The sequence below is a fragment of the Shewanella phaeophyticola genome, from assembly GCF_025398315.1.
GTDB lineage: Bacteria > Pseudomonadota > Gammaproteobacteria > Enterobacterales > Shewanellaceae > Shewanella > Shewanella phaeophyticola.
This window is the reverse complement of record NZ_JAODOQ010000001.1, coordinates 4,240,933-4,262,488: the sequence shown is the minus strand read 5'-3', so window position 1 is coordinate 4,262,488 and position 21,556 is coordinate 4,240,933. Positions and strand designations below refer to the sequence as shown.

At 42.0% G+C, this 21,556-nt stretch carries 16 protein-coding genes and 2 pseudogenes; 7 read left to right on the top strand and 11 right to left on the bottom strand.

All coding sequences use genetic code 11. The annotated features are described in order from the left end of the window. Nucleotides 1–67 precede the first annotated feature (67 nt). Nucleotides 68–934 carry a LysR substrate-binding domain-containing protein gene (locus tag N4T56_RS19800; RefSeq protein ID WP_261734383.1) on the top strand — a complete coding sequence of 289 codons (867 nt, stop codon included), beginning with the start codon at nt 68–70 and terminating at the stop codon, nt 932–934. A 1-nt stretch (nt 935) separates the two neighbouring features. Here N4T56_RS19800 and N4T56_RS19795 read toward each other — a convergent pair whose 3' ends face one another. The 6 genes from N4T56_RS19795 to rpmH form a co-directional block, all read right to left on the bottom strand. Beyond that, nucleotides 936–1,556, bottom strand: a complete 621-nt coding sequence (locus tag N4T56_RS19795; protein ID WP_261734382.1) for a 3'-5' exonuclease — start codon at nt 1,554–1,556, stop codon at nt 936–938. A gap of 25 nt (nt 1,557–1,581) precedes the next feature. Beyond that, the gene (mnmE, locus tag N4T56_RS19790; RefSeq protein WP_261734381.1) at nt 1,582–2,943 is read right to left on the bottom strand and encodes a tRNA uridine-5-carboxymethylaminomethyl(34) synthesis GTPase MnmE; all 1,362 of its coding nucleotides are present in this window, start codon (nt 2,941–2,943) and stop codon (nt 1,582–1,584) included. A gap of 97 nt (nt 2,944–3,040) precedes the next feature. Further along, nucleotides 3,041–4,669 (bottom strand): membrane protein insertase YidC, encoded by a 1,629-nt coding sequence (yidC, locus tag N4T56_RS19785; protein ID WP_261734380.1) that lies wholly within the window; start codon nt 4,667–4,669, stop codon nt 3,041–3,043. A gap of 3 nt (nt 4,670–4,672) precedes the next feature. Next, on the bottom strand, nt 4,673–4,927 hold the full coding sequence (gene yidD, locus N4T56_RS19780; RefSeq protein ID WP_188739966.1) for a membrane protein insertion efficiency factor YidD: 255 nt from the start codon (nt 4,925–4,927) through the stop codon (nt 4,673–4,675). Beyond that, nucleotides 4,894–5,250 carry a ribonuclease P protein component gene (gene rnpA / locus N4T56_RS19775; protein WP_261734379.1) on the bottom strand — a complete coding sequence of 119 codons (357 nt, stop codon included), beginning with the start codon at nt 5,248–5,250 and terminating at the stop codon, nt 4,894–4,896. Before rnpA ends, yidD begins: the two co-directional genes overlap by 34 nt. A 12-nt stretch (nt 5,251–5,262) precedes the next feature. Next, on the bottom strand, nt 5,263–5,400 hold the full coding sequence (gene rpmH / locus N4T56_RS19770) for a 50S ribosomal protein L34 (RefSeq protein WP_006083827.1): 138 nt from the start codon (nt 5,398–5,400) through the stop codon (nt 5,263–5,265). A gap of 445 nt (nt 5,401–5,845) precedes the next feature. Between rpmH and dnaA the strand changes: the two genes are divergently transcribed. The 5 genes from dnaA (at nt 5,846) to N4T56_RS19745 (ending at nt 13,113) form a co-directional block, all read left to right on the top strand. Beyond that, nucleotides 5,846–7,234, top strand: a complete 1,389-nt coding sequence (gene dnaA, locus N4T56_RS19765; RefSeq protein WP_261734378.1) for a chromosomal replication initiator protein DnaA — start codon at nt 5,846–5,848, stop codon at nt 7,232–7,234. 18 nt (nt 7,235–7,252) lie between these two features. Beyond that, the gene (gene dnaN / locus N4T56_RS19760; protein ID WP_261734377.1) at nt 7,253–8,353 is read left to right on the top strand and encodes a DNA polymerase III subunit beta; all 1,101 of its coding nucleotides are present in this window, start codon (nt 7,253–7,255) and stop codon (nt 8,351–8,353) included. Between the two features lie 88 nt (nt 8,354–8,441). Then, nucleotides 8,442–9,524 (top strand): DNA replication/repair protein RecF, encoded by a 1,083-nt coding sequence (gene recF, locus N4T56_RS19755; protein WP_261734376.1) that lies wholly within the window; start codon nt 8,442–8,444, stop codon nt 9,522–9,524. A 15-nt stretch (nt 9,525–9,539) separates the two neighbouring features. Next, nucleotides 9,540–11,957: a DNA topoisomerase (ATP-hydrolyzing) subunit B gene (gene gyrB, locus N4T56_RS19750; RefSeq protein WP_261734375.1), complete on the top strand. Its 2,418-nt coding sequence runs from the start codon at nt 9,540–9,542 to the stop codon at nt 11,955–11,957. 103 nt (nt 11,958–12,060) lie between these two features. After that, complete coding sequence (locus N4T56_RS19745; RefSeq protein ID WP_390904091.1) at nt 12,061–13,113, top strand: HDOD domain-containing protein; 1,053 nt, start codon at nt 12,061–12,063, stop codon at nt 13,111–13,113. Between the two features lie 94 nt (nt 13,114–13,207). Here N4T56_RS19745 and glyS read toward each other — a convergent pair whose 3' ends face one another. Continuing rightward, nucleotides 13,208–15,292, bottom strand: a complete 2,085-nt coding sequence (gene glyS / locus N4T56_RS19740) for a glycine--tRNA ligase subunit beta (RefSeq protein WP_261734374.1) — start codon at nt 15,290–15,292, stop codon at nt 13,208–13,210. A gap of 9 nt (nt 15,293–15,301) precedes the next feature. Next, nucleotides 15,302–16,209 (bottom strand): annotated as a pseudogene (gene glyQ / locus N4T56_RS19735) (glycine--tRNA ligase subunit alpha). Nucleotides 16,210–16,321: 112 nt separating this feature from the next. Between glyQ and N4T56_RS19730 the strand changes: the two are divergent. Continuing rightward, the gene (locus tag N4T56_RS19730; protein ID WP_261734373.1) at nt 16,322–16,885 is read left to right on the top strand and encodes a DNA-3-methyladenine glycosylase I; all 564 of its coding nucleotides are present in this window, start codon (nt 16,322–16,324) and stop codon (nt 16,883–16,885) included. Nucleotides 16,886–16,974: 89 nt separating this feature from the next. On the opposite strand, the pseudogene N4T56_RS19725 reads toward N4T56_RS19730, so the two are convergent. The 3 genes and pseudogenes from N4T56_RS19725 to tusA all read right to left on the bottom strand — a co-directional run bounded on the left by N4T56_RS19725 (nt 16,975) and on the right by tusA (nt 21,419). After that, nucleotides 16,975–20,158: pseudogene (locus tag N4T56_RS19725) on the bottom strand (amidohydrolase family protein). 568 nt (nt 20,159–20,726) lie between these two features. After that, entirely contained in the window at nt 20,727–21,170 is a 444-nt protein-coding gene (locus tag N4T56_RS19720) for an MOSC domain-containing protein (protein ID WP_261734372.1), read from the bottom strand. 3 nt (nt 21,171–21,173) lie between these two features. Further along, the gene (gene tusA, locus N4T56_RS19715) at nt 21,174–21,419 is read right to left on the bottom strand and encodes a sulfurtransferase TusA (protein ID WP_261734371.1); all 246 of its coding nucleotides are present in this window, start codon (nt 21,417–21,419) and stop codon (nt 21,174–21,176) included. Nucleotides 21,420–21,556: the final 137 nt, after the last annotated feature.

The following is a 21,556-nucleotide window of genomic DNA, read 5'->3' as shown; positions in this document are numbered from 1 at the left end:
ATTATATTTGTTTATCATAAAATGATAATAAGCTAGTTTTGTAAATGACTTTTACGAGAATGTAATAATGATGCAGTGGGAAGGAATTTTTGAGTTTGTTGCGGTAGCAGAAACCGACAGTTTTACTGCGGCGGGAAAGCGGTTAAGTATTTCGACGGCACAAGTGAGCCGGCAGGTCAGCCAATTAGAAAACCGTTTAAACACTAAATTGTTTTACCGTACCACCCGTAAAGTGTCGTTAACTGAAGAAGGCTCGGTTTATTATCAACATTGTCGCCAAGTGCTCGACAGTCTTGATGAAGCTGAGCGAGCCATTTCGAGTTTAAAAGATAAACCTCAAGGCTTAATTAGGATGACAGCGCCTGTTACCTATGGTGAAAATTTTGTCATGCCGATTGTTATTGATTTTATGCAGCAATATCGCGATATTGAAGTGGTGTGCGAGTTAACTAATCGCCAGCTTGATTTAATAGAAGGTGGTTTTGATTTAGCCATTAGGCTAGGACGGTTAACTAACTCATCAATGATGGCCAAACGCTTAACCCATCGCAGTCAATATGTGTGTGCTGCACCAAGCTATATTGCTCAGTTTGGTACACCTTATACCTTGTCGGAACTGAGCCAACATAATTGTTTAATTGGCAGCCAATCTCATTGGAATTTTATCGATCAGGGCAAGTCTAAAGCCGTTAAAGTGAGTGGTTCGTTGAGTTGCAGCAGTGGCTTAAGTTTATTATCTGCAGCAATTAAGGGGTTGGGGATTGTGCAATTGCCCGGTTATTACGTTAATGACGCAATTGAAGCAGGGCAGCTTGTGGTGTTATTAGCACCTTACCAACAACCAAAAGAAGGTATTTGGGTCTTGTACCCACACAACCGCCATTTGTCACCCAAAGTGCGATTGTTAGTGGATAAATTATCACAAGAGCTTTAGCTTATTGGTAAGCCATTGTTTGGTAATAGCGGTTTATTTGTGCTTTGGGTAAGCTAGATATTTTATTGATAATATCCAAGGTTATCTGATGCTGCGGCAGTTGCTGTTGCAGTATCTCAAGTTGATGTAACCAAAGGTGGCTGGTCATGGTGGCGTCAGCTAAGGCGCGGTGAAATACACCATCGTTTGGCAATTGGTGATAACTCACTAACGTGCCAAGTTGATGATTAGGCGCATTTTGGCTGATGCGACGAGATAACAACAGTGAGCAAGCAAATTGGCCTGTGTAGTGCAGCTTATTATGCTTGAATTCAGCATCTAAGAACTTTTTATCAAAGCTGGCGTTGTGCGCGACTAAATTAAATCCATCGATAAACTTGGCAAATTGTGTCATCACTTCTTTAGATGATGGCGCATGTTTGAGCATGTTGTTGCTAATACCTGTGTATTGTTCAATAAAGCTGTTAACCCGCTTTCCTGGGTTTATTAGCTCTTGAAAGGAGTCCACTATTTGGCCATCAACTAACTTTACCGCACCAATTTCAATGGCTCTGTCACCATTGTCGGGTGATAAACCTGTGGTTTCAAAGTCGAGTACCACAATTTGATTAGCCAATGTCATGTGTTTATTCCTATTGAGCTATACGCTACTTGCCTATACAGAAGGAACTGAAGATTTTGCCAAGCAAGTCATCTGAAGTGAATTTACCGGTAATTTCTGACAGTGCCATTTGGCACATACGTAACTCTTCTGCCAGTAATTCACCGGCGAGATACACTTCAAGCTGTTCTTTACCTAGTTGTAGATGGCTTGCTGCTAAATCTAATGCTTCTAAGTGACGACGGCGGGCAATAAAGCCGCCTTCTAGGTTACTTTGGTAACCCATTAACGACTTAAGGTGTTGTTTCAACTCTTCAACTCCCATGCCTGTTTTGGCTGAAATACGGTAAACATCGTATCCTTGCTCTTGCGACATTTCGAGTGTTTCACCAGTTAAATCCGCTTTGTTGCGCACCACCGTTACCCCCAATCTTGAAGGTAAACGGTCAATAAAGTCGAGCCAAATGTCATGTGGATCAACGGCATCTGTCGTCGTACCATCAACCATAAACAGCACTCTATCGGCACTGGCAATTTCTGCCCAGGCGCGTTCAATACCAATTTGCTCAACGGTATCTGTGGTGTCACGTAACCCTGCTGTATCAATAATGTGCAGTGGCATGCCATCAAGGTGAATATGCTCACGCAGTACATCACGGGTGGTGCCGGCAATTTCTGTCACAATGGCTGACTCTTTACCTGCAAGGGCATTGAGTAAGCTTGATTTACCAGCATTAGGACGCCCTGCAATGACGACTTTCATACCTTCGCGAATAATTGAACCTTGTTTGGCGCTGGCTTGAACGGAAGTGAGTTTGTCGATAATCCGGTACAAAGCATTGGCAATTTTACCGTCAGATAAAAAGTCGACTTCTTCATCAGGAAAATCAATAGCGGCTTCAACGTATAAACGCAAGTTAGTAACTTGCTCTACTAGCTCATGAACTTCTTTTGAAAACTCACCCTGGAGTGATTGCAAAGCGCTTTTTGCCGCTTGCTCACTGGTGGCATCAATTAAGTCGGCAATCGCTTCAGCTTGAGTTAAATCGAGCTTGTCGTTCATAAACGCTTGCTCACTAAACTCACCGGGTTTGGCAATACGAATGCCGTCGACTTCCATGACGCGTTTTATTAGCATATCGAGCACAATTTGGCCGCCGTGGCCTTGTAGCTCTAGCACATCTTCGCCAGTAAATGAGTTTGGACCTTTAAAAAACAGCGCAATACCTTGGTCAATGACGTGGCCATCACTACTGTTAAAATCACAATATTCGGCGTAACGGGTTTTAGGCACATGACCAATAATGGCGTTGGCTACATTGGCTGCGAGATCGCCAGATACACGAATGATACCCACTCCACCACGTCCTGGTGCTGTTGCTTGCGCTACGATAGTGTCTGTTGTCACGGTAAATACCTGCTAAATCATTAAAGGAAAAGGCGGCCTATTAAGCCGCCTTTTTTATTCATTTAACTCTTGAATAAGTTAACTGTTGAGCTTGGGCTTATTTTAAGCCTTTTTTCTCTAAACCGGCATAAATAATCTTTTGTTGGGTAATCGCCACTAAGTTACCGACTAACCAGTAAAGTACTAGACCTGCTGGGAACCATAAGAAGAATACCGTAAAGATAACTGGCATCCACTGCATCATTTTAACTTGCATTGGGTCCATGGTCGGTGCCATTGGCTGCATTTTCTGCATCAAGAACATCGATACACCCATTAGCAATGGTAATACGTAGTATGGATCTTGTACTGATAAGTCATCAATCCATAGCATGAACGGCGCGTGGCGTAGCTCATAGCTTTCAAGTAATACCCAGTACAATGCGATGAAGATTGGCATCTGTAACAAAATAGGTAAGCAGCCACCCATTGGGTTTACTTTCTCTTTTTTGTACAGTTCCATCATGGCCTGACCCATCTTTTGACGGTCATCACCAAAACGCTCTTTCATCTCAGCTAATTTTGGCTGTAGGTTACGCATTTTAGCCATTGAACTATATTGCGCTTTAGTCAATGGATATAACAAACCACGTACCGTTAAGGTGATTAAAATAATTGCCATACCCCAGTTACCCACAAATGATTGATAGAACATCAATAACCAGTGAATAGGTATTGCTAACCACCATAAGAAACCATAATCAACCACTAGGTTTAAGGTTTCTGAGATAGCAGAAAGGGCTTTTTGGTTTTTAGAGCCAACATAAAATTGTGAACTAATTTTTTGTGTTGTGCCAGGTGCGATATCATATAACGCGCCACGAAAACCGATGTTAGCTAAACCACCAGCACTCACACTTGAGAAAATGGTGTTTGAGTCAGTTGCAGGCGGAACCCAAGCTGATACGAAGTAGTGCTGTAGCATTGCAGCCCAACCACCTAGTGTTACTTTACCTAGGTTTTTGTCTGCCATGTCTTCAAAGTCATATTTTTCGTAGCGAGTATCTTGAGTTGAGAATGCCGCACCACGATAGGTTGGCATCATCATGCTACTTTCAGATTCTTTGATGGATTGTTTAATTTGACCATACATTTGCACTTGTAATGCAGTATCTGAAGTGTTGCTAATATTGTAATCAACGCCAACATCATATTGACCACGGGTAAACGTAAAGGTTTTTACGTAAGTGACACCGTTGTCTGCAGTAAAGGTTAATGGCACTGATAATGTGTCTTGACCGTCTGCTAATGCATAAGATGTATTTTGCGCGGCAAAGGCGGCACGACCTTTAGCACTACTATCAATGCCGTCACGACCGATTAAACCACTTTGTGCGATATAAGTGTGGTCGTTGGTTTGTTCAAGAATGACAAAAGGGTCATCTTTATCAATCTCAACCTTATGCGCAACCAATGCGGCATAAACGATGTCACCACCAACAGGGCTGATTTTGATATCAAGCTGATCCGTTTTAACAGTAATTAAGTTCTTGGTTGCAGGCATATCAACTGGCATACCAGTTGAGTCTGCTTCAGGAACGTCTGCGCCGTTAATTGTCGCTGCGTTTGTTTGGGTAACAGTTTGTTGTGCTACCGGTTGTGGTGCTTTATCTGTTTGCCACTGTGTCCACATTAGATAGCTGACAAACAGCAAACCGATTAGCAATATATTGCGTTGAGATTCCATAGCCTATTTATTACACCTGTCATTTTTAGGGGGGACGGGATCACTACCGCCGGGATGTAAAGGGTGACATTTTAATATGCGTTTGATTGCAAACCAACTACCTTTCACTGTTCCGTGCGTTTTTATTGCTTCAATCGCATAATAAGAACAAGTTGGATCGAACCGACACTTAGGTCCCAGTAAAGGGCTTATAAAAATTTGATAACCACGGATAACCGTAGTTGCTAGCCATTGTAACGGCGACTGAGTTTTCGCCATAGCTTTTCTATCAATTTGTGTAGTTCTGCATTTTCCATTTCCATCACGCCATTTCTGACTAATACTACGATATCAAGGTTAGGGATGTCGTGTTGATGTAAACGAAAATTATCTCTTATCACGCGTTTAATGCGATTACGTTGGTTAGCACGTTTTACAAAACGTTTGGCCACAGTTAATCCTAAACGAGGATGTTGCTCAGAATTTGGAATCGCGAGCAGAGTTATTTCAGCAGAGGATGCTTTGATTGGATTGGAGAATACAGATTTAAATTGCGCGGGAGTTAACAAACGTAACTCCCGCGTAAAGGTATAGCTAGTCACCTAGTTATCTACTTATGCAGATAAACGAGCGCGACCTTTCGCACGACGACGTGCAAGCACCTTACGGCCGCCTACAGTGGCCATACGAGCGCGGAAGCCGTGAGAACGCTTGCGCTTCAGGTTGCTAGGTTGAAAAGTACGTTTACTCATGATGGCAATCCGTCTTTGTTAGTGAATTTACCTTATCTCCAACATTAGAGGTAAGGGCAAAAAAGAGGCCGAATTGTAATCACTTTAATTACTATCGTCAATAACGAAAGTGGTTATATGATGAATTTCTGCCAATCTTTCTTTGATGGAGAAAGCTTAAAAGTACCAGAAAATGTGGATAAGTCTGTGTACAGACACTACATCTTGTGGATCTTTGCTTGTTTTCATAGATCAAAGGTTGCGTATTATAGATCAATGTGGATCGGTTAATAAAGCGGGATTTGCATCAAATTTACAATTAATGGATCGATTTTGATCTTTCATGATCCCAGATATCCACATAGAATGATCCCGCTGGGGATAAATCTGTTTTTAAGGATAGCGATCATTGTGATCTCCCTATAGAATACACCTCCTTTGACTAAAGATATTTGGGGATAAATAAGTGGCGGTTTCACTTTGGCAACAATGTATCGGCAGACTGCAAGATGAGTTATCAGCCCAGCAGTTCAGTATGTGGATCCGTCCGTTACAAGCTGAAATGGATGGTGATACTCTGGTTTTGTATGCGCCAAATCGTTTTGTACTCGATTGGGTACGCGATAAATACATTAATATCATTAATCAATTTTTCACTGAACAAATGGGCAGTGATGCACCTAAGTTGCGTTTTGATATCGGTAGCCGCCCGTCTGCACGTCCTGTTGCTCCAGCAGCCCCAGTAGCCGCAAAGCCTGTGAGTAACCAAACGCGTGCTCAAGTTGGTACAACGTCATTTAATACCCAGGCTGAGCCGATTGTTAATGCGAATCATCGTAGTAACATTAATCCGACTTATCAGTTTGATAACTTTGTTGAGGGTAAGTCAAACCAACTTGGTAAAGCTGCAGCATTACAGGTGTCTGAAAACCCAGGTGGCGCTTATAACCCATTATTTTTATATGGTGGCACTGGTTTAGGTAAAACCCATTTATTGCATGCAGTTGGTAATGGGATCATTAAAAATAACCCTAATGCTAAAGTGGTGTATATGCATTCTGAGCGTTTTGTACAGGACATGGTCAAAGCCTTACAAAATAATGCCATTGAAGAATTTAAGCGTTATTACCGCAGTGTCGATGCCCTGTTTATTGATGACATTCAATTTTTTGCCAACAAAGATCGTTCTCAAGAAGAATTTTTTCATACCTTCAATGCATTATTAGAAGGTAATCACCAAATTATTTTAACTTCAGACCGTTATCCTAAAGAGATCGACGGGGTAGAAGATCGCTTAAAATCGCGCTTTGGTTGGGGGTTAACGGTTGCCATTGAGCCTCCTGAATTAGAAACCCGCGTGGCGATTTTAATGCGTAAAGCACAAGAGAGTGGTATTAACCTGCCTGATGAAGTGGCCTTTTTTATTGCTAAGCGTTTACGTTCAAACGTTCGCGAGCTTGAAGGCGCATTAAACCGCGTTATTGCTAACGCTAACTTCACAGGTCGTCCAATTACTATTGATTTTGTGCGTGAAGCATTACGTGACCTCTTGGCACTGCAAGAAAAATTAGTCACTATAGACAATATTCAGAAGACGGTTGCTGAATACTACAAAATAAAAATGGCAGATATGCTGTCTAAACGTCGTTCACGTAGTGTGGCAAGACCACGACAAGTGGCGATGGCGCTATCTAAAGAACTCACTAACCAAAGTTTGCCTGAAATTGGCGATGCTTTTGGTGGTCGTGACCATACAACGGTATTACACGCTTGTCGTAAAATTGCGCAACTGCGAGAAGAAAGTCATGACATTAAAGAAGATTACGCTAACTTGATTAGAACTTTGTCTTCTTAATTCAGGGAATGTTGAACGATGAAATTTTCAATTGATAGGGATGCCCTATTAAAGCCGCTGCAACTAGTGTGTGGCGCGGTAGAACGCAGACACAACTTACCTATTCTTGCTAATTTATTAGTTGAAGTTAGTGAAGACTCACTTAAGCTAACGGGCACTGATTTAGAGGTTGAGCTTGTTGGGCAAGCCGCTATACACGGTGACATCAACATTGGTCGCACTACTGTACCAGCTAAAAAGTTACTCGACATTGTTAAGTCTCTTCCTGAACAAAGCGAATTAAAAGTAGAGCAGCAAGATGGTAAATGGTTGTTACGCTCTGGTCGTAGCCGTTTTTCATTAGCCACATTGCCTGCTGAAGATTACCCTAACGTTGAAGCGTTCCAGGCTGATATTGAATTTAGCTTAAAGCAGGGCGTATTAAAGTCGATTATCGACTCGACTCAGTTTTCGATGGCTAACCAGGATGTGCGCTATTACCTCAACGGTTTATTATTTGAAACTGAAGGTAATCTATTACGCGCTATTGCTACCGACGGCCACCGTTTGGCGTTAAGCCATCGTACTGTTGATATTTCTTTGCCTGAAAAACAAGTGATTGTGCCACGTAAAGGGGTGGTTGAAATGGCGCGTTTGCTTGAAAGCGACGACCAAGACATTACCATTGCGATTGGCGATAACGCGATTCGTGCGATGACTAGCTCTGCGGTATTTACCAGTAAATTAGTTGATGGACGTTTTCCTGATTACCGCCGGGTGTTACCAAAGGGTGGTAATAAAGTGGTTATTGCCAGCCGCAATCAATTAAAACAAGCGTTAACCCGTGCATCTATTTTATCGAACGAAAAATTCCGTGGTGTACGAATTCAACTTGAGCCTGGTTTATTAAAGATTACCGCCAATAACCCAGAGCAAGAAGAAGCCGAAGAAATCATCGACGTTGATTATGACTCAGATAAACTCGAAATTGGTTTTAACGTGAGTTATTTATTAGATGTACTGAATAACCTCGCCAGTGATGATGTTCGTATTACGCTCATCGATGGCAACTCAAGTGCATTAATAGAGAACCACAAAGAAGAAGATTCTATGTATGTGGTGATGCCAATGCGTCTGTAATACGTTATTGTTCATTAATCATATGTAAGGTGCTGCAAAGCACCTTCTTTGTCTCTACTGCTTTATTTGGCTATCACAATAGGTATTCATGAGTTTATCGCGCATTACCATAGGGTCATTTCGTAATATCAGTTCAGCATCGCTTAATCCAAGTGATGGATTAAACTTGATTTACGGTCAAAATGGTAGTGGTAAAACCAGTATTTTAGAAGCGATTTACTTTCTAGGGATGGGACGTTCTTTTCGTAGCCACTTATCACAACGAGTGATTAATAATGATGACGACAAACTTACTCTGTTCGCCAATCTTATCCAAGATGAAAATGACTGTAAAATTGGTTTAAGACGTCATCGAAACGGTGAAATTGAAGTCAAAATTAATGGCGAAAAAGTCAAACGCTTATCTACATTAGCTGAAACACTGCCTATTCAAGTTATTACCCCTGAAAGTTTTTCTTTACTGTTTGAAGGCCCAAAAGCTCGCAGACAGTTTATTGATTGGGGCGCATTTCATTCTGACCCACATTTTTATCAAGCCTGGGTGAATGTTCGCAAGGTATTAAAGCAACGTAATCAACTACTTCGTAACCAATCTCCTTATAGCCAAATACAATTTTGGGATAAAGAGCTGGTGCGGTATGCTGAACAAGTTACCGACATACGAAATCGATATGTAGACTCGTTAAATGAGCTACTTAAGGGTATAATAGGACGGTTTTTACCTCAGGTTGATATTAAGGTTTCTTTTACCCGAGGATGGGACAGCAAAACGGATTTTTCGCAGTTACTTGAAAATCAATATTCGCGCGATGTCGCTGCGGGTAACACGGGCAGTGGCTCTCATAGAGCAGACTTACGTTTGCGAGTAGGGAACTTACCTGCACAAGATGCATTGTCCCGTGGACAATTAAAATTATTAGTCTGTGCACTGCGTATTGCACAGGGAAAGTTGCTCAAACAACAACTAGATAAAAACAGTATTTATTTAGTGGACGATTTACCGTCTGAGTTGGATGCACAGCATAGGCAGCTATTGCTACAGCAGTTAACCGAGACCGGTGCACAAATATTTGTCACCGCAATTGATCCGCTAGCAATAGTCGATTCGTTATCTAGCCCTCCGAACAGGATGTTTCATGTGGAGCAAGGGCAAGTAACGGTTATTGAATAACAACGAGAGAGAAATATGTCAGAGAATAGTTACGATTCTTCGAGTATCAAGGTATTAAAAGGCCTTGATGCAGTCCGTAAGAGACCTGGTATGTACATTGGTGATACTGATGACGGTACCGGTCTTCATCACATGGTATTCGAAGTGGTCGATAACTCTATCGATGAAGCTTTAGCCGGCCATTGTAGCGATATCACCATTACTATTCACTCAGACGGTTCTGTCTCTGTAAAAGATGACGGTCGTGGTATTCCGGTTTCTATCCATGAAGAAGAAGGTGTATCTGCAGCTGAAGTTATTATGACGGTATTGCATGCCGGCGGTAAATTTGATGATAACTCATACAAGGTATCAGGTGGTCTTCACGGTGTGGGTGTATCGGTTGTAAATGCTTTGTCTGAAAAGCTGCAATTAACCATTCGTCGCGCCGGTAAAATTTATGAGCAATTTTATACTCATGGTGTACCAAACGAACCGATTAAAGAAATTGGCGATGCAGTTAAATCAGGTACCGAAATTCGTTTTTGGCCTAGTAGCCAAACCTTTTCTGATGTTGAATTTCATTTCGAAATTTTAGCCAAGCGTGTACGTGAGTTATCTTTCTTAAACTCTGGTGTGGGTATTCGTTTAGTTGATGAACGCGAAAACAAAGACGAGTTCTTTAAATACGAAGGCGGTATTAGCGCATTTGTAGATTACTTAAACCGTAATAAAACACCGGTAAACAAAGATGTATTCCACTTTTCACAAGAGCGCGAAGACGGTATTACCGTTGAAGTGGCAATGCAGTGGAATGACGGTTATCAAGAAAGTATTTTCTGTTTTACCAATAACATTCCTCAGCGCGATGGTGGTACTCATTTAGCGGGTTTCCGTGGCGCATTAACGCGTAACTTAAACACTTACATGGAACGTGAAGGGTTTAACAAAAAAGGTAAAACCAGTGCAACGGGTGATGACGCACGTGAAGGCTTAACCGCGGTTATCTCAGTTAAAGTGCCTGACCCTAAGTTCAGCTCACAAACTAAAGACAAATTAGTCTCTAGCGAAGTGAAAAGTGCTGTAGAACAAACTATGGGTGAGAAGTTAAACGATTACCTATTAGAAAACCCAGCCGATGCTAAGTTGATTGTGGGTAAAATTGTTGATGCTGCCCGAGCACGTGAAGCTGCGCGTAAAGCGCGTGAAATGACACGTCGTAAAGGCGCATTAGATTTAGGTGGTTTGCCAGGAAAACTAGCTGACTGCCAAGAGAAAGACCCTGGTCTTTCTGAAATATACATAGTGGAAGGTGACTCTGCTGGCGGATCTGCCAAGCAGGGGCGTAACCGTAAAAACCAAGCTATTCTTCCACTTAAAGGTAAAATCTTAAACGTTGAAAAAGCACGTTTTGATAAGATGTTATCGTCACAAGAAGTGGCCACACTAATTACCGCATTAGGTTGTGGTATTGGTCGCGACGAATACAATCCGGATAAAACTCGTTACCACAACATCGTTATCATGACCGATGCTGACGTCGACGGCTCACACATTCGAACTCTGCTATTGACCTTCTTCTTCCGTCAAATGCCTGAATTGATTGAGCGTGGTTATGTATATATTGCGCAGCCACCTTTGTATAAAGTAAAAAAGGGTAAGCAAGAACAATACCTTAAAGATGAGCTGGCATTAACTGAATATCTAACAACGCAAGCGTTAGACGGCACACATGTTTACCCAAGCCAGGGTGCTTTAGGCATGAGCGGAGAGCCGCTTGAGCGTTTGGTGAATCAATACCGCGAAGTGGAAAAAATCATTACACGTTTAGAAAAACGTTTCCCGATGAACCTAACTGATCGCATGTTGTACCATCCAGAAGTGACGCTTGAGATGCTAAGCGACGAAGCACTTATGACGGCATGGTGTAAACATTTTGTTGATGATTTAGTTGAGCGTGAAAGCAGCGGTATTATTTTCTCAGCCAATATTATTTTGGATCCTGAGCGTAAAGTGTATACCCCAAGCGTGACAATTCGTAAGCATGGTATCGATACCAATTTCTTATTTGGTTATGACTTCTTTACTTCTGCCGATTATCAACGCATCGCTAAGTTAGGCGTTGCACTTGATGGCATGATTGAAGAGGGTGGTTATGTACAACGTGGTGAGCGCGTTAAAGAAGTTGAAAGCTTCTTAGAAGCGTTAGATTGGACTATGAGCGAAGCAAAACGTGGTTTGTACATTCAACGTTATAAAGGATTGGGTGAAATGAACCCTGAGCAATTGTGGGAAACTACAATGGATCCAGAATCTCGTCGTATGTTACGTGTTACCATTGAAGATGCCGTTGCTGCAGACCAACTATTTACCTGCTTAATGGGTGATCAAGTTGAGCCTCGTCGTGAGTTTATTGAAACTAACGCATTAAATGTGGCTAACTTAGACGTGTAGATGGTTTTAGATCATAAAATGGGTGCCTTATTGGCGCCCATTTTTGTTTTTATTGCTATGATTTAATTCTTGGCGTTAGTTTAATTTTAGAAGGTTACTTATTGTGGTCGTAAGGTTTTTTAAAAAGCTGTTTAATATTCGTGACCGCAATGAACAAGTCAAATTTACTGGCCGCACAGCGGTCGAGAAGCGCCAGCAAGTTTCATCAGTAACCGTTAAACCTATTATTGAAGTCAGCCCTAAACAGGCTGTCGAGTCGCAATTAGATTTGTCATCCTTGTTTTACAGTTTTTTGTTTGCCAGTCCCCAATCCGATGCGACAGGAATTGCTAATAATCTTGAACGCCATGTTATGCAAGATATAGAACTGGCGTTAAGCTCGCCTCAAGCCATTGCAGAAAATGTATTAAAGCTTCCTAGTAAAATACTCGAATTAGACAGAAAACTTGCCGATGACAATATTGACACCAAAGAGCTGATTAAGCTTATTGAGCAAGATCCATTATTGTGTGTTGAAGTCCTTAAACTGTGTAACTCAATGGCCTTCAAACGTTCTGAAAACGATGTGACGAGTATTCAGCAAGCATTAGTACAGGTCGGTCGACAACAATTAAGGCATTTTATCACCAGCTGTTTAGCGCGCGAAATGATAGACATTAAACCAATATATTTTAGGCGCTTTGGTGCCGAGATTTGGCGTCACTCAATGCAGGTGGCTTTTTTAGCCAGTGAACTCGCCAATGCTGAACAATCTGATAGCGCTTTTTTACTTGGCTTACTTCATGATGTAGGCAAAATTGCGATTTTTAAGATGCTGGTGGATGCATTTCATCAAGCTGAGCCCGGTGAACAACCTAGCTCAACCTTGTTTAAGCAGGTCATGACCACAAAGTCATTAACCTTAAGTGCATTATTAGCACGTTTCTGGCGTCTACCTGAGCATTTTGAAGCACCGTTAACGTTATTGGCTAATACTAACATTAAGCCAGATGATGAAATGACATTAATCATCTGGAAGGCCAATATTATTAGTGAGTGCTCAATGCTGCAGCAAGTGGATAAATTACCGCAGAAAGAACTTGTCGTGTTGTTGGCTCAGGTTGGTATAACTGAACAAGAGTTTGCTGAACTACATGAAAAGTTGCTCGAGTTTTAATACCAATTCTAATAAGGATTGGTATAAGTCGTTATGAATCTTCAGCAATAAAAAAGCGCCGTAAAGGCGCTTTTTTTAATGCAATGATTTCATATTATTGTAACAGTGAAATATCTGCTACATGCAAAAACTGCTCTCGAAGATTGGTTAATAACGCTAGGCGGTTATTTTTCAATGCTTCATCGTCAGCCATTACCATAACATCTTCAAAGAACTGATCCACGCTTTCACGTAAATCGGCTAATAATGTTAATGCTTGCTGATAATCAGCATTGGCAAACAATGGTGCTAGCTGCGGTTGTAGTTGTGCTAACTTTTCTGCCAAGGCTTTTTCAGCTGTTTCAGCTAATAGCGACTGGTTAATGTTTTCAGGCAGTTCGCCTTCAACTTTAGCCAAAATATTAGAAACACGTTTGTTGGCAGCAGCAAGCGCAGTAGAGGCCTCTAAACCACGGAAGTGCGATACGGCTTTAACGCGACTATCAAAATCTGCTGGACGCGTTGGGCGACGAGCTAATACCGCTAAAATAACATCAACTTGGATGCCTTTATCTTGGTACCAAGCACGGAAGCGTGCGAGTAAGAATTCGAGTACATCTTCGGCCGTATTAGGGGTGCTAACATTATCTGCGTGTAACGCTTGTGCTTTAGCAATTAAATCGACTAAGTCTAGTGGCAAGTTGTTTTCAACAATAATACGTAATATACCAATTGCAGCGCGGCGAAGTGCAAATGGATCAGCTGCGCCTTTAGGTGCCTGGCCAATACCAAAAATGCCCACTAAGGTGTCTAGCTTTTCTGCTAATGCAACAGCACATGACACGCTTGCCGTAGGTACTGTATCACCAGAAAACTTAGGTTTATATTGCTCTTCAAGCGCGACTGCAACCGCTTCGGTTTCACCATCAAGGCGAGCATAATGCATCCCCATGGTGCCTTGAGTGTCAGTAAACTCCATCACCATGTTGGTCATTAAGTCTGTTTTAGACAATAGGCCGGCACGGCTAGCATCTGCACTGTTTGTGCTAACACCTTGGTCATCAAGTTTGGTAGCGATAAACCCTGCAAGTGTTGAAATACGCTCAACGCGGGTTTTTAACGTACCAAGCTGTTTTTGAAACACCACGGTTTCTAGGCTGGTTAAACGCGACTCTAGAGTGTGCTTTTTATCAGTATTAAAGAAGAATTCAGCATCGGCTAGGCGAGGGCGTACGACTTTTTCGTTACCTGAAATAATCTGCTGTGGGTCTTTAGATTCTATGTTAGTGACGAAAATAAAGTTTGGTAGCAATTTACCGGTTTTATCAAATACTGGGAAGTATTTCTGGTCGCCTTTCATGGTGTACACAAGGGCTTCAGATGGTACAGCTAAAAACTTTTCTTCAAAGCTAGCTGTTAATACTATTGGCCATTCAACCAATGATGCCACTTCTTCAAGTAAGTCTTCTTGAATATCAGCAACACCACCAATCTTGGCTGCAGCGGCTTCAGAATCTGCTTTGATTAATGATTTACGAAGCTGATAATCAGCCAGAACTTTACCTTGCTCTTTTAGCGCAGTTAAGTAGTTGTCGGCATGGTCTAGCTCGAATGTTGCCTGACCCATAAAGCGATGACCGCGAATGACTCGAGCAGATTTAATGCCGAGTAATTCACCCGCGATTAATTCGCTACCCAATAACATAGTTACAGTGTGTACAGGGCGAATAAATTGCGTTTTATTACTGCCCCAACGCATTGGTTTTGGGATTGGCAACTTATCAAGCGCACGTTGTGCCATGTCAGCAATCAGACTTTTAGTCTCAACACCGACCACTTTAGCTTGATGAACCAACCATTCGCCTTTGTCGGTGACTAAACGTTCTGCTTGATCAACAGTAATACCGTTGCCACGTGCCCAGCCTTGAGCCGCTTTTGTTGGATTACCGTCTGCATCAAATGCAGAGCTTATCGCAGAGCCGCGTTTTTCAACGACTTTATCTGCTTGAGCTAGGGCTAGGCCAACAACATTAATGGCTAAACGACGAGGCGCTGCATACCAAAGCGCAGAATCAAAGGGTAAGTCTGCTTTGGTTAATTCATCGGTAAAGTTTGCTAAAAAAGACTCCGCTAAAGTGCGTAATGACTTTGGCGGTAACTCTTCAGTACCCACTTCAATGAGTAAGTTTTCGAATTTCATTGGTGACCTCTACTTACACAGTGGGAAGCCAAGTGCTTCACGTGCTTGATAATAAGATTCTGCAACACCTTTTGCCATGGTACGAACGCGTAAAATATAACGCTGACGTTCAGTAACCGAAATGGCATGGCGAGCATCAAGTAAATTGAAAGCGTGCGAGGCTTTCATTACTTGTTCGTATGCAGGTAGTGGTAGAGGTTTTTCTAACGATAATAAGTGTTGGCACATCTTTTCGCATTCATCGAACATAGTAAACATAAAGTCGACATCGGCATGTTCGAAGTTATAAGTAGATTGCTCTACTTCATTTTGATGGAAAATATCACCGTAGGTTACACGGCCACGAGGTCCGCTCAGTCCAAACAAGATCGTACACACTGTCGACTTCTTGAATGTACATGGCTAATCGCTCAAGGCCATAGGTGATTTCACCCGTTACAGGACTACATTCAATGCCGCCAACTTGTTGGAAGTAAGTAAATTGAGTCACTTCCATACCGTTAAGCCACACTTCCCAGCCTAAGCCCCAAGCTCCTAATGTTGGCGATTCCCAGTTATCTTCAACAAAGCGAATATCATGTACTTTGGTGTCAATGCCCAGAGCTTCTAATGAGCCTAGGTAAAGCTCTTGAATGTTGTCTGGTGATGGCTTTAATACAACTTGGAATTGGTAATAATGTTGCAAGCGGTTAGGGTTCTCACCATAACGTCCATCAGTTGGACGGCGCGACGGTTGCACGTATGCACTGCTCATTGGCTCTGGGCACTAATGAACGTAAGAACGTCTGCGGGTGGAAAGTACCTGCACCAACTTCCATATCGAGAGGTTGGACAATTGCGCAACCTTGCTGCGCCCAATATTCCTGAAGGGTTAGGATGAAACCCTGAAATGTCTTTACGTCGTGTTTCGTCGTCATGTCTACTGCTATCAGGCTATTAATAGAAAATGGTAATGATTATACCTTGTCGAGCAAGGCAGATGTAGGTTATTTTTTAACGTATGAATAAAAACGTTATTGGAACCGTATAATGCAAGTTAACCGATGTGGCTGGGTAAGTGAAGATCCTTTGTATCAAGATTATCATGATAACGTTTGGGGGAGACCTGAATTCGATGCTAAGCGACTATTTGCCAAGTTATGTTTAGATGGTCAGCAAGCCGGTTTGTCATGGATAACCATCTTAAAAAAACAGCAAAACTACGAGCAATTATTTGCCGGTTTTGAACCGAGCCTAATTGTTGAATTTGACCAAGACAAAGTTGAAGCACTAATGCTTGAGCCTGGTATTGTTCGCAACCGATTAAAAATAAACTCGATCATCAAAAACGCCAAAGCGTACATGGCGTTTGTTGAGCAGGGGAATGATTTTTCTACTTTTTTATGGGATTTTGTTGGTGGAAGCCCTAAGGTCAATCATTTTGAACACTTAAGCCAGGTGCCTGCTCAAACCCCAGAATCTGAAGCGATGTCTAAAGCGCTTAAAAAGTTAGGCTTTAACTTTGTTGGGCCAACTATTTGTTATGCGTTTATGCAGGCCGTTGGAATGGTGAATGATCATACGACAGATTGCCATTGCTACGGTCAGTATTGATTATCGGTAATATTTATTATGGTTAATAAAAAAGGGTGTTCCACGTGGAACACCCTTTTTACTTAATTTACATCAATAGAATGAGAGAGCTAGATCTTTTCAAAGAAAAACGCCTTACGTTTTTGCTTATCACCATTTAATTCGTTCATTGTTTCTGAGTTAAATAACTTACCGTTTATCATGGTGTAGGTCACTTTATCGGTAATACGGATATCAGTTAATGGATCGCCGTCAATGACAATAAGGTCGGCTAATTTACCTGGCTTAATTGAACCTAATTGATGATCCATGCCGAAAGTGGTTGCAGGGTTAATGGTTGCCGTTTTGAGTACATCCATATTGCTCATGCCGCCTTGTGCGAACATCCACATTTCCCAATGAGCCGCTAACCCTTCGCGTTGACCATGGGCGCCAATATTAACTTTAACACCTAATTCGTTGAGCTCATTAGCCACTCTTGCAACATTAAAGTGGTTATAGTGCTCATCTGGTGCTGTGGTTCTGCGCATTGAGCGTGCATCTAAAATCTCATGCGGTACATACATGCTTAAACGAGGGTGAGCCCAGACATCTGTTTTGTCGTACCAGTAATGTTCACCTGATATACCACCATACGAAACAACAAGTGTTGGCGTGTAGTTAACTTTGGTTTGGCTCCAAAATTGTTTAATGTCACTGTAAATAGATGCGACCGGTAATGAGTGCTCTAATGTTGTGTGCCCATCTGCAGCCATAGTTAAGTTGTGTTGCAATAAGCTGCCACCCTCAGGGACGACCATCATTTCGAGCTCACGCGCTGCGGCAATAATTTGCTGACGTTGATCTCGACGAGGTTGGTTGTAACTTTTCACACTAAATGCGCCAACTTTTTTAAGACGTTCTAAATGAAATTTTGCATCATCTAAAGAATCTACGTGTGAGGTGTAACCCGGTAGGTTTGCGCCATATAAAATGGTACCTGTCGAGAAAATACGTGATTCAACAATTTTTCCTGCTTTTTGTTGTTCAGATGCTGCAAAGATTTCGGTAGTATCATTTGATGGGTCATGAATAGATGTTACCCCTAGCGACAAGCCAGAATACAATGCCCAGTTTTGTTGAGGAATAATTTCATCATCAGCCTGTCCACCATGTGCATGGGCATCAAATAACCCAGGCATAATGGTTTTACCGCTTATATCGATAACCTGTGCGTTATCCGGAATAGCTAATGTCGCACCACCAACTTGGCTAATTTTATTGTCTTTTACAATGACAACGCCATTGTCAATGACTTGGTCATTTTCCATGGTAATGACCTTACCACCGACAAATACCACAGTTCCACGTGGAACATCTGCTTTATCTTTAAAGCCAATGGCTGTCACTTTCGGTTCTACTTTTTTGTCCGATTTGCTGTATTGAGTGTCAACATCAGCTTGATATAGCTCTGGTCCAATGTCCAATATAGTTGGTTGTTTTTAGCATTCCAGCTAATGCTTTCACCTGCACGAGCACTTAGCTGGCTAATCGGTAAGTTAGTGGCTTTAGATCCAATGGCAATGGTTTCGCCGTGCTTGGCAAACGGGGTTACGTATACTCTAAAGCGTTCAGCAAAGGCTAGGTGTTCACCATTTGGCGATATACGAAACTCTGTTGCGTGGTCACTGGTGTAATGGGTACGCTTTTCAAAACCATTCATACCGATTGAGGCAAACTCAGGGGTTTTACCAAAATCCATAAAATACACTCGATCCGAGTCAGCACCAAATTGCGGTTGATGGCCGCTGGCAGTTAGTTTGGTACTGTGTTTACCTTTGATATCGACTTTATATAAGCCAGGCTCTTGTGACCAGGTGCGTGGCGTCATGTATCCGCCACGGGCTTTACGGTAAACAATGTAATCGCCATCAGGCGAAAAGGTTGGTTCAACGTATTTCCCCGGTTCGCTGGTTAGTACTTTGGCTTTTCCGCCTCGAGCGCTAACTACACTAACAGTGCCTTGTTGTTGATCGTTCCAGGTTGTGAATACAATGTCTTTGCCATCGCGCGACCACTGCGGGAACAGTTCGTTTATATCATCATCTAAACGAGTAAGGCGCTTATGTTTACCACCGTTAATATCGCGTATCCAAATTTTGCCTAAGGCTTCGAATACAACTTTTTCGCCGTTCGGTGAGACTTGAGCCATACGTAACATTTTTACGTCGAACTCATCTTGATCTAGATTTTGCGTGAAACGAACAGCCGGCTGGACGTCGCGTTGGCCTTTAATGCTAAATGGAATGTTGCTGACCTTTTTGCTGTCGACATCAATTTTGTTAATTTTTCCTTGGCTCAAAACACTATGTGCTTGTTGTCTTTGATCCACGACATTGTTGGGTAAACACCATGAATCGCCCAGGTTTCTTGCATATCGCGATCAAGCTTATCGTAGAGTTTTGTCTCCGCACCTGACTTTAAATCCAGTGAGTAAAGCGTTGACTGAAATCCATCGCGCTTAATATATGCTAATGTTTTGCCATCAGGGCTTGGGGTTGGACGGATTGCGCCACCGGTACCTTCAATCAATACTTCGATATCGCCAGTTTGGGTGTCATAACGCTTAATTTTATAAATACCTTTTACTGAGTCTTTAGAGTAGTGAAAGGTTTTTCCTGGCGTTGCGTCCTGGCTAAAGTAAATATAGCGGCCATCTGGCGAGTAGGCTGGTTCACCTAAGTCTTTTTGCTCGTTTGGTCGTTCGGTTAATTTAACGCCTTCACCACCAGCAAGGTGGTACATCCATACTTCACCTGCGCCTAAGCTGCGGGTACCTGTGTAATGCTTGCGAGCAACAAGGTATTGCGAGTCTGGGCTCCATGCTGGGCTGTTGAGTAATCGAAAGGTTTCTTTGGTGACAGGGTGTGGATTTGATCCATCTGCATCCATAATCCAGATATTATCACCGCCATCTTCATCGCTGGTAAAAGCAATGTATTTACCATCTGGGCTGTAAACAGGCTGCATTTGCCAGGCGATACCTTGTGCAAGTGGCTTGGCTTCGCCACCAGAAATTGGCATTTGATAAATATCACCTAATAGGTCAAACACGATATGTTTGCCGTCAGGTGATACATTGACATTCATCCAGGTGCCTTCTGTGACATTAATGTCAATTTGTTGCAATGGAGCATTTTCTGGTGAGTTAACTTGCCATTTCGTTACGTCATCTTCAGCGGCAATACTTATGGTGTTCATGCCGAGTGATAGGACTATTGCTGCATAAATAGGTGTCAATTTTGATGTAAACATAAATTAGATTATCCGTTTGGTTTTAGATTTTAGTGGAATCAACCTGTTTCGATTTTTTTGTATTAGATATTGATGACTTTGCACACTTAAATACAGCAACGTGTCATTTTAGAGGTTCCTTTATCGCACAAATTATCGATAAGGTGTACAACAAATCTGTTTCAATTGATGACAGAAATTAACATAGATACCCATTAATCATTACTGGGCATAGAGAGATGGGAGGCGAGTTTAAAGGGTGAAGCTTAAATAAAAATGAGTTACCAAGGGTCTGTTGATCTTTCAAGATTGTTTTTGCAGCGAATTGTTGGTCTTTACTCACATATATAACTGCGCGGCAGAGACTTTGAGGTGTAGTTATTCTACATAAAAAGTCGATAACGCAGTAAAAATGGCCAACAAACGCTACCTGAAAGGTTCGGCTAAAAACGTTTTACTCTTTGTTGAATGATTCTTTGCAAATAAAGAGTTGCTTAGATTACTAGGCATCAATCAATTCGCCTCGAATAAAACGTTTTTAACTCGAACAAAATTAAAACAGCAAAGTTCAACAGACCCTAGTATCTTTTTACGCTACGGTGACTAGGTCATCAGGTTGAATTAAACCAGCTTGAATGACTCGACAAGTCACACCTCCACGCCAGTCTGGTAAAAGTGCCTGTTCTAAACCCGGGTGAGCCATTTCCATCTTTTTACATGGGTCAGTTTCACCGGTTATTTGCAGCTGAAGATCGGTACCAATTGAAATGATTTTACCAACATCTTCGGCACTAAATTGATGGCCATCAATTAATAAGTTTGCTCTACGAGTGAGCCAATCCAGATTGGCATTAATTTGCTTGCAGGCAAGTTGCCATTGTTGTTGAGACATAACGGTCACTTGGCGTTTACCTGGGCGGCCAAATACATCATTTTCTACACCACGCTCTAAAGTCACATTGGCACAAAATGTCGGTTTCATTACACCACGCTTTGCTGTTTTGTATGCGATGGCTTCCAATGTGATGGCCATGATCTAAAGTCCTTTTTTGAGTAGGTAATGATAGGGTGTTTTGCTGGTGTCACTGGCAATTAATGTGTGATTCATAAACTCACAAAAACTTGGAATATCTCTTGTGGTCGCGGGGTCATCAGCGATAACAAGTAAGGTTTCGCCCTCTGTCATTTTACGAACGGTTTTGCGGATCATCATTACGGGCTCAGGGCAACGAAGGCCAAGTGCGTCGAGTTGATGTTGTGCTTGAGCAAATATATCGGTCATTGAATAAAATCTATTTTACCAGTGTAATTGCGCCAATATTACTCTTGTCAGTAATACTTGCCAAGTTTGAGTTTTGCTAACATATGTCGATTTGTTTCGTTTTTGAATTGTTTTTAAATTTTCATAGAACATGTTTC

What these genes read in the sequence shown, in the direction of transcription:
- N4T56_RS19720 (WP_261734372.1), bottom strand. Translation starts at nt 21,170, where the DNA reads ATGGCCATCACATTGGAAGCCATCGCATACAAAACAGCAAAGCGTGGT.
- gyrB (WP_261734375.1), top strand. Translation starts at nt 9,540, where the DNA reads ATGTCAGAGAATAGTTACGATTCTTCGAGTATCAAGGTATTAAAAGGC.
- dnaN (WP_261734377.1), top strand. Translation starts at nt 7,253, where the DNA reads ATGAAATTTTCAATTGATAGGGATGCCCTATTAAAGCCGCTGCAACTA.
- N4T56_RS19730 (WP_261734373.1), top strand. Translation starts at nt 16,322, where the DNA reads ATGCAAGTTAACCGATGTGGCTGGGTAAGTGAAGATCCTTTGTATCAA.
- recF (WP_261734376.1), top strand. Translation starts at nt 8,442, where the DNA reads ATGAGTTTATCGCGCATTACCATAGGGTCATTTCGTAATATCAGTTCA.
- N4T56_RS19800 (WP_261734383.1), top strand. Translation starts at nt 68, where the DNA reads ATGATGCAGTGGGAAGGAATTTTTGAGTTTGTTGCGGTAGCAGAAACC.
- N4T56_RS19795 (WP_261734382.1), bottom strand. Translation starts at nt 1,556, where the DNA reads ATGACATTGGCTAATCAAATTGTGGTACTCGACTTTGAAACCACAGGT.
- yidD (WP_188739966.1), bottom strand. Translation starts at nt 4,927, where the DNA reads ATGGCGAAAACTCAGTCGCCGTTACAATGGCTAGCAACTACGGTTATC.
- yidC (WP_261734380.1), bottom strand. Translation starts at nt 4,669, where the DNA reads ATGGAATCTCAACGCAATATATTGCTAATCGGTTTGCTGTTTGTCAGC.
- tusA (WP_261734371.1), bottom strand. Translation starts at nt 21,419, where the DNA reads ATGACCGATATATTTGCTCAAGCACAACATCAACTCGACGCACTTGGC.
- rpmH (WP_006083827.1), bottom strand. Translation starts at nt 5,400, where the DNA reads ATGAGTAAACGTACTTTTCAACCTAGCAACCTGAAGCGCAAGCGTTCT.
- glyS (WP_261734374.1), bottom strand. Translation starts at nt 15,292, where the DNA reads ATGAAATTCGAAAACTTACTCATTGAAGTGGGTACTGAAGAGTTACCG.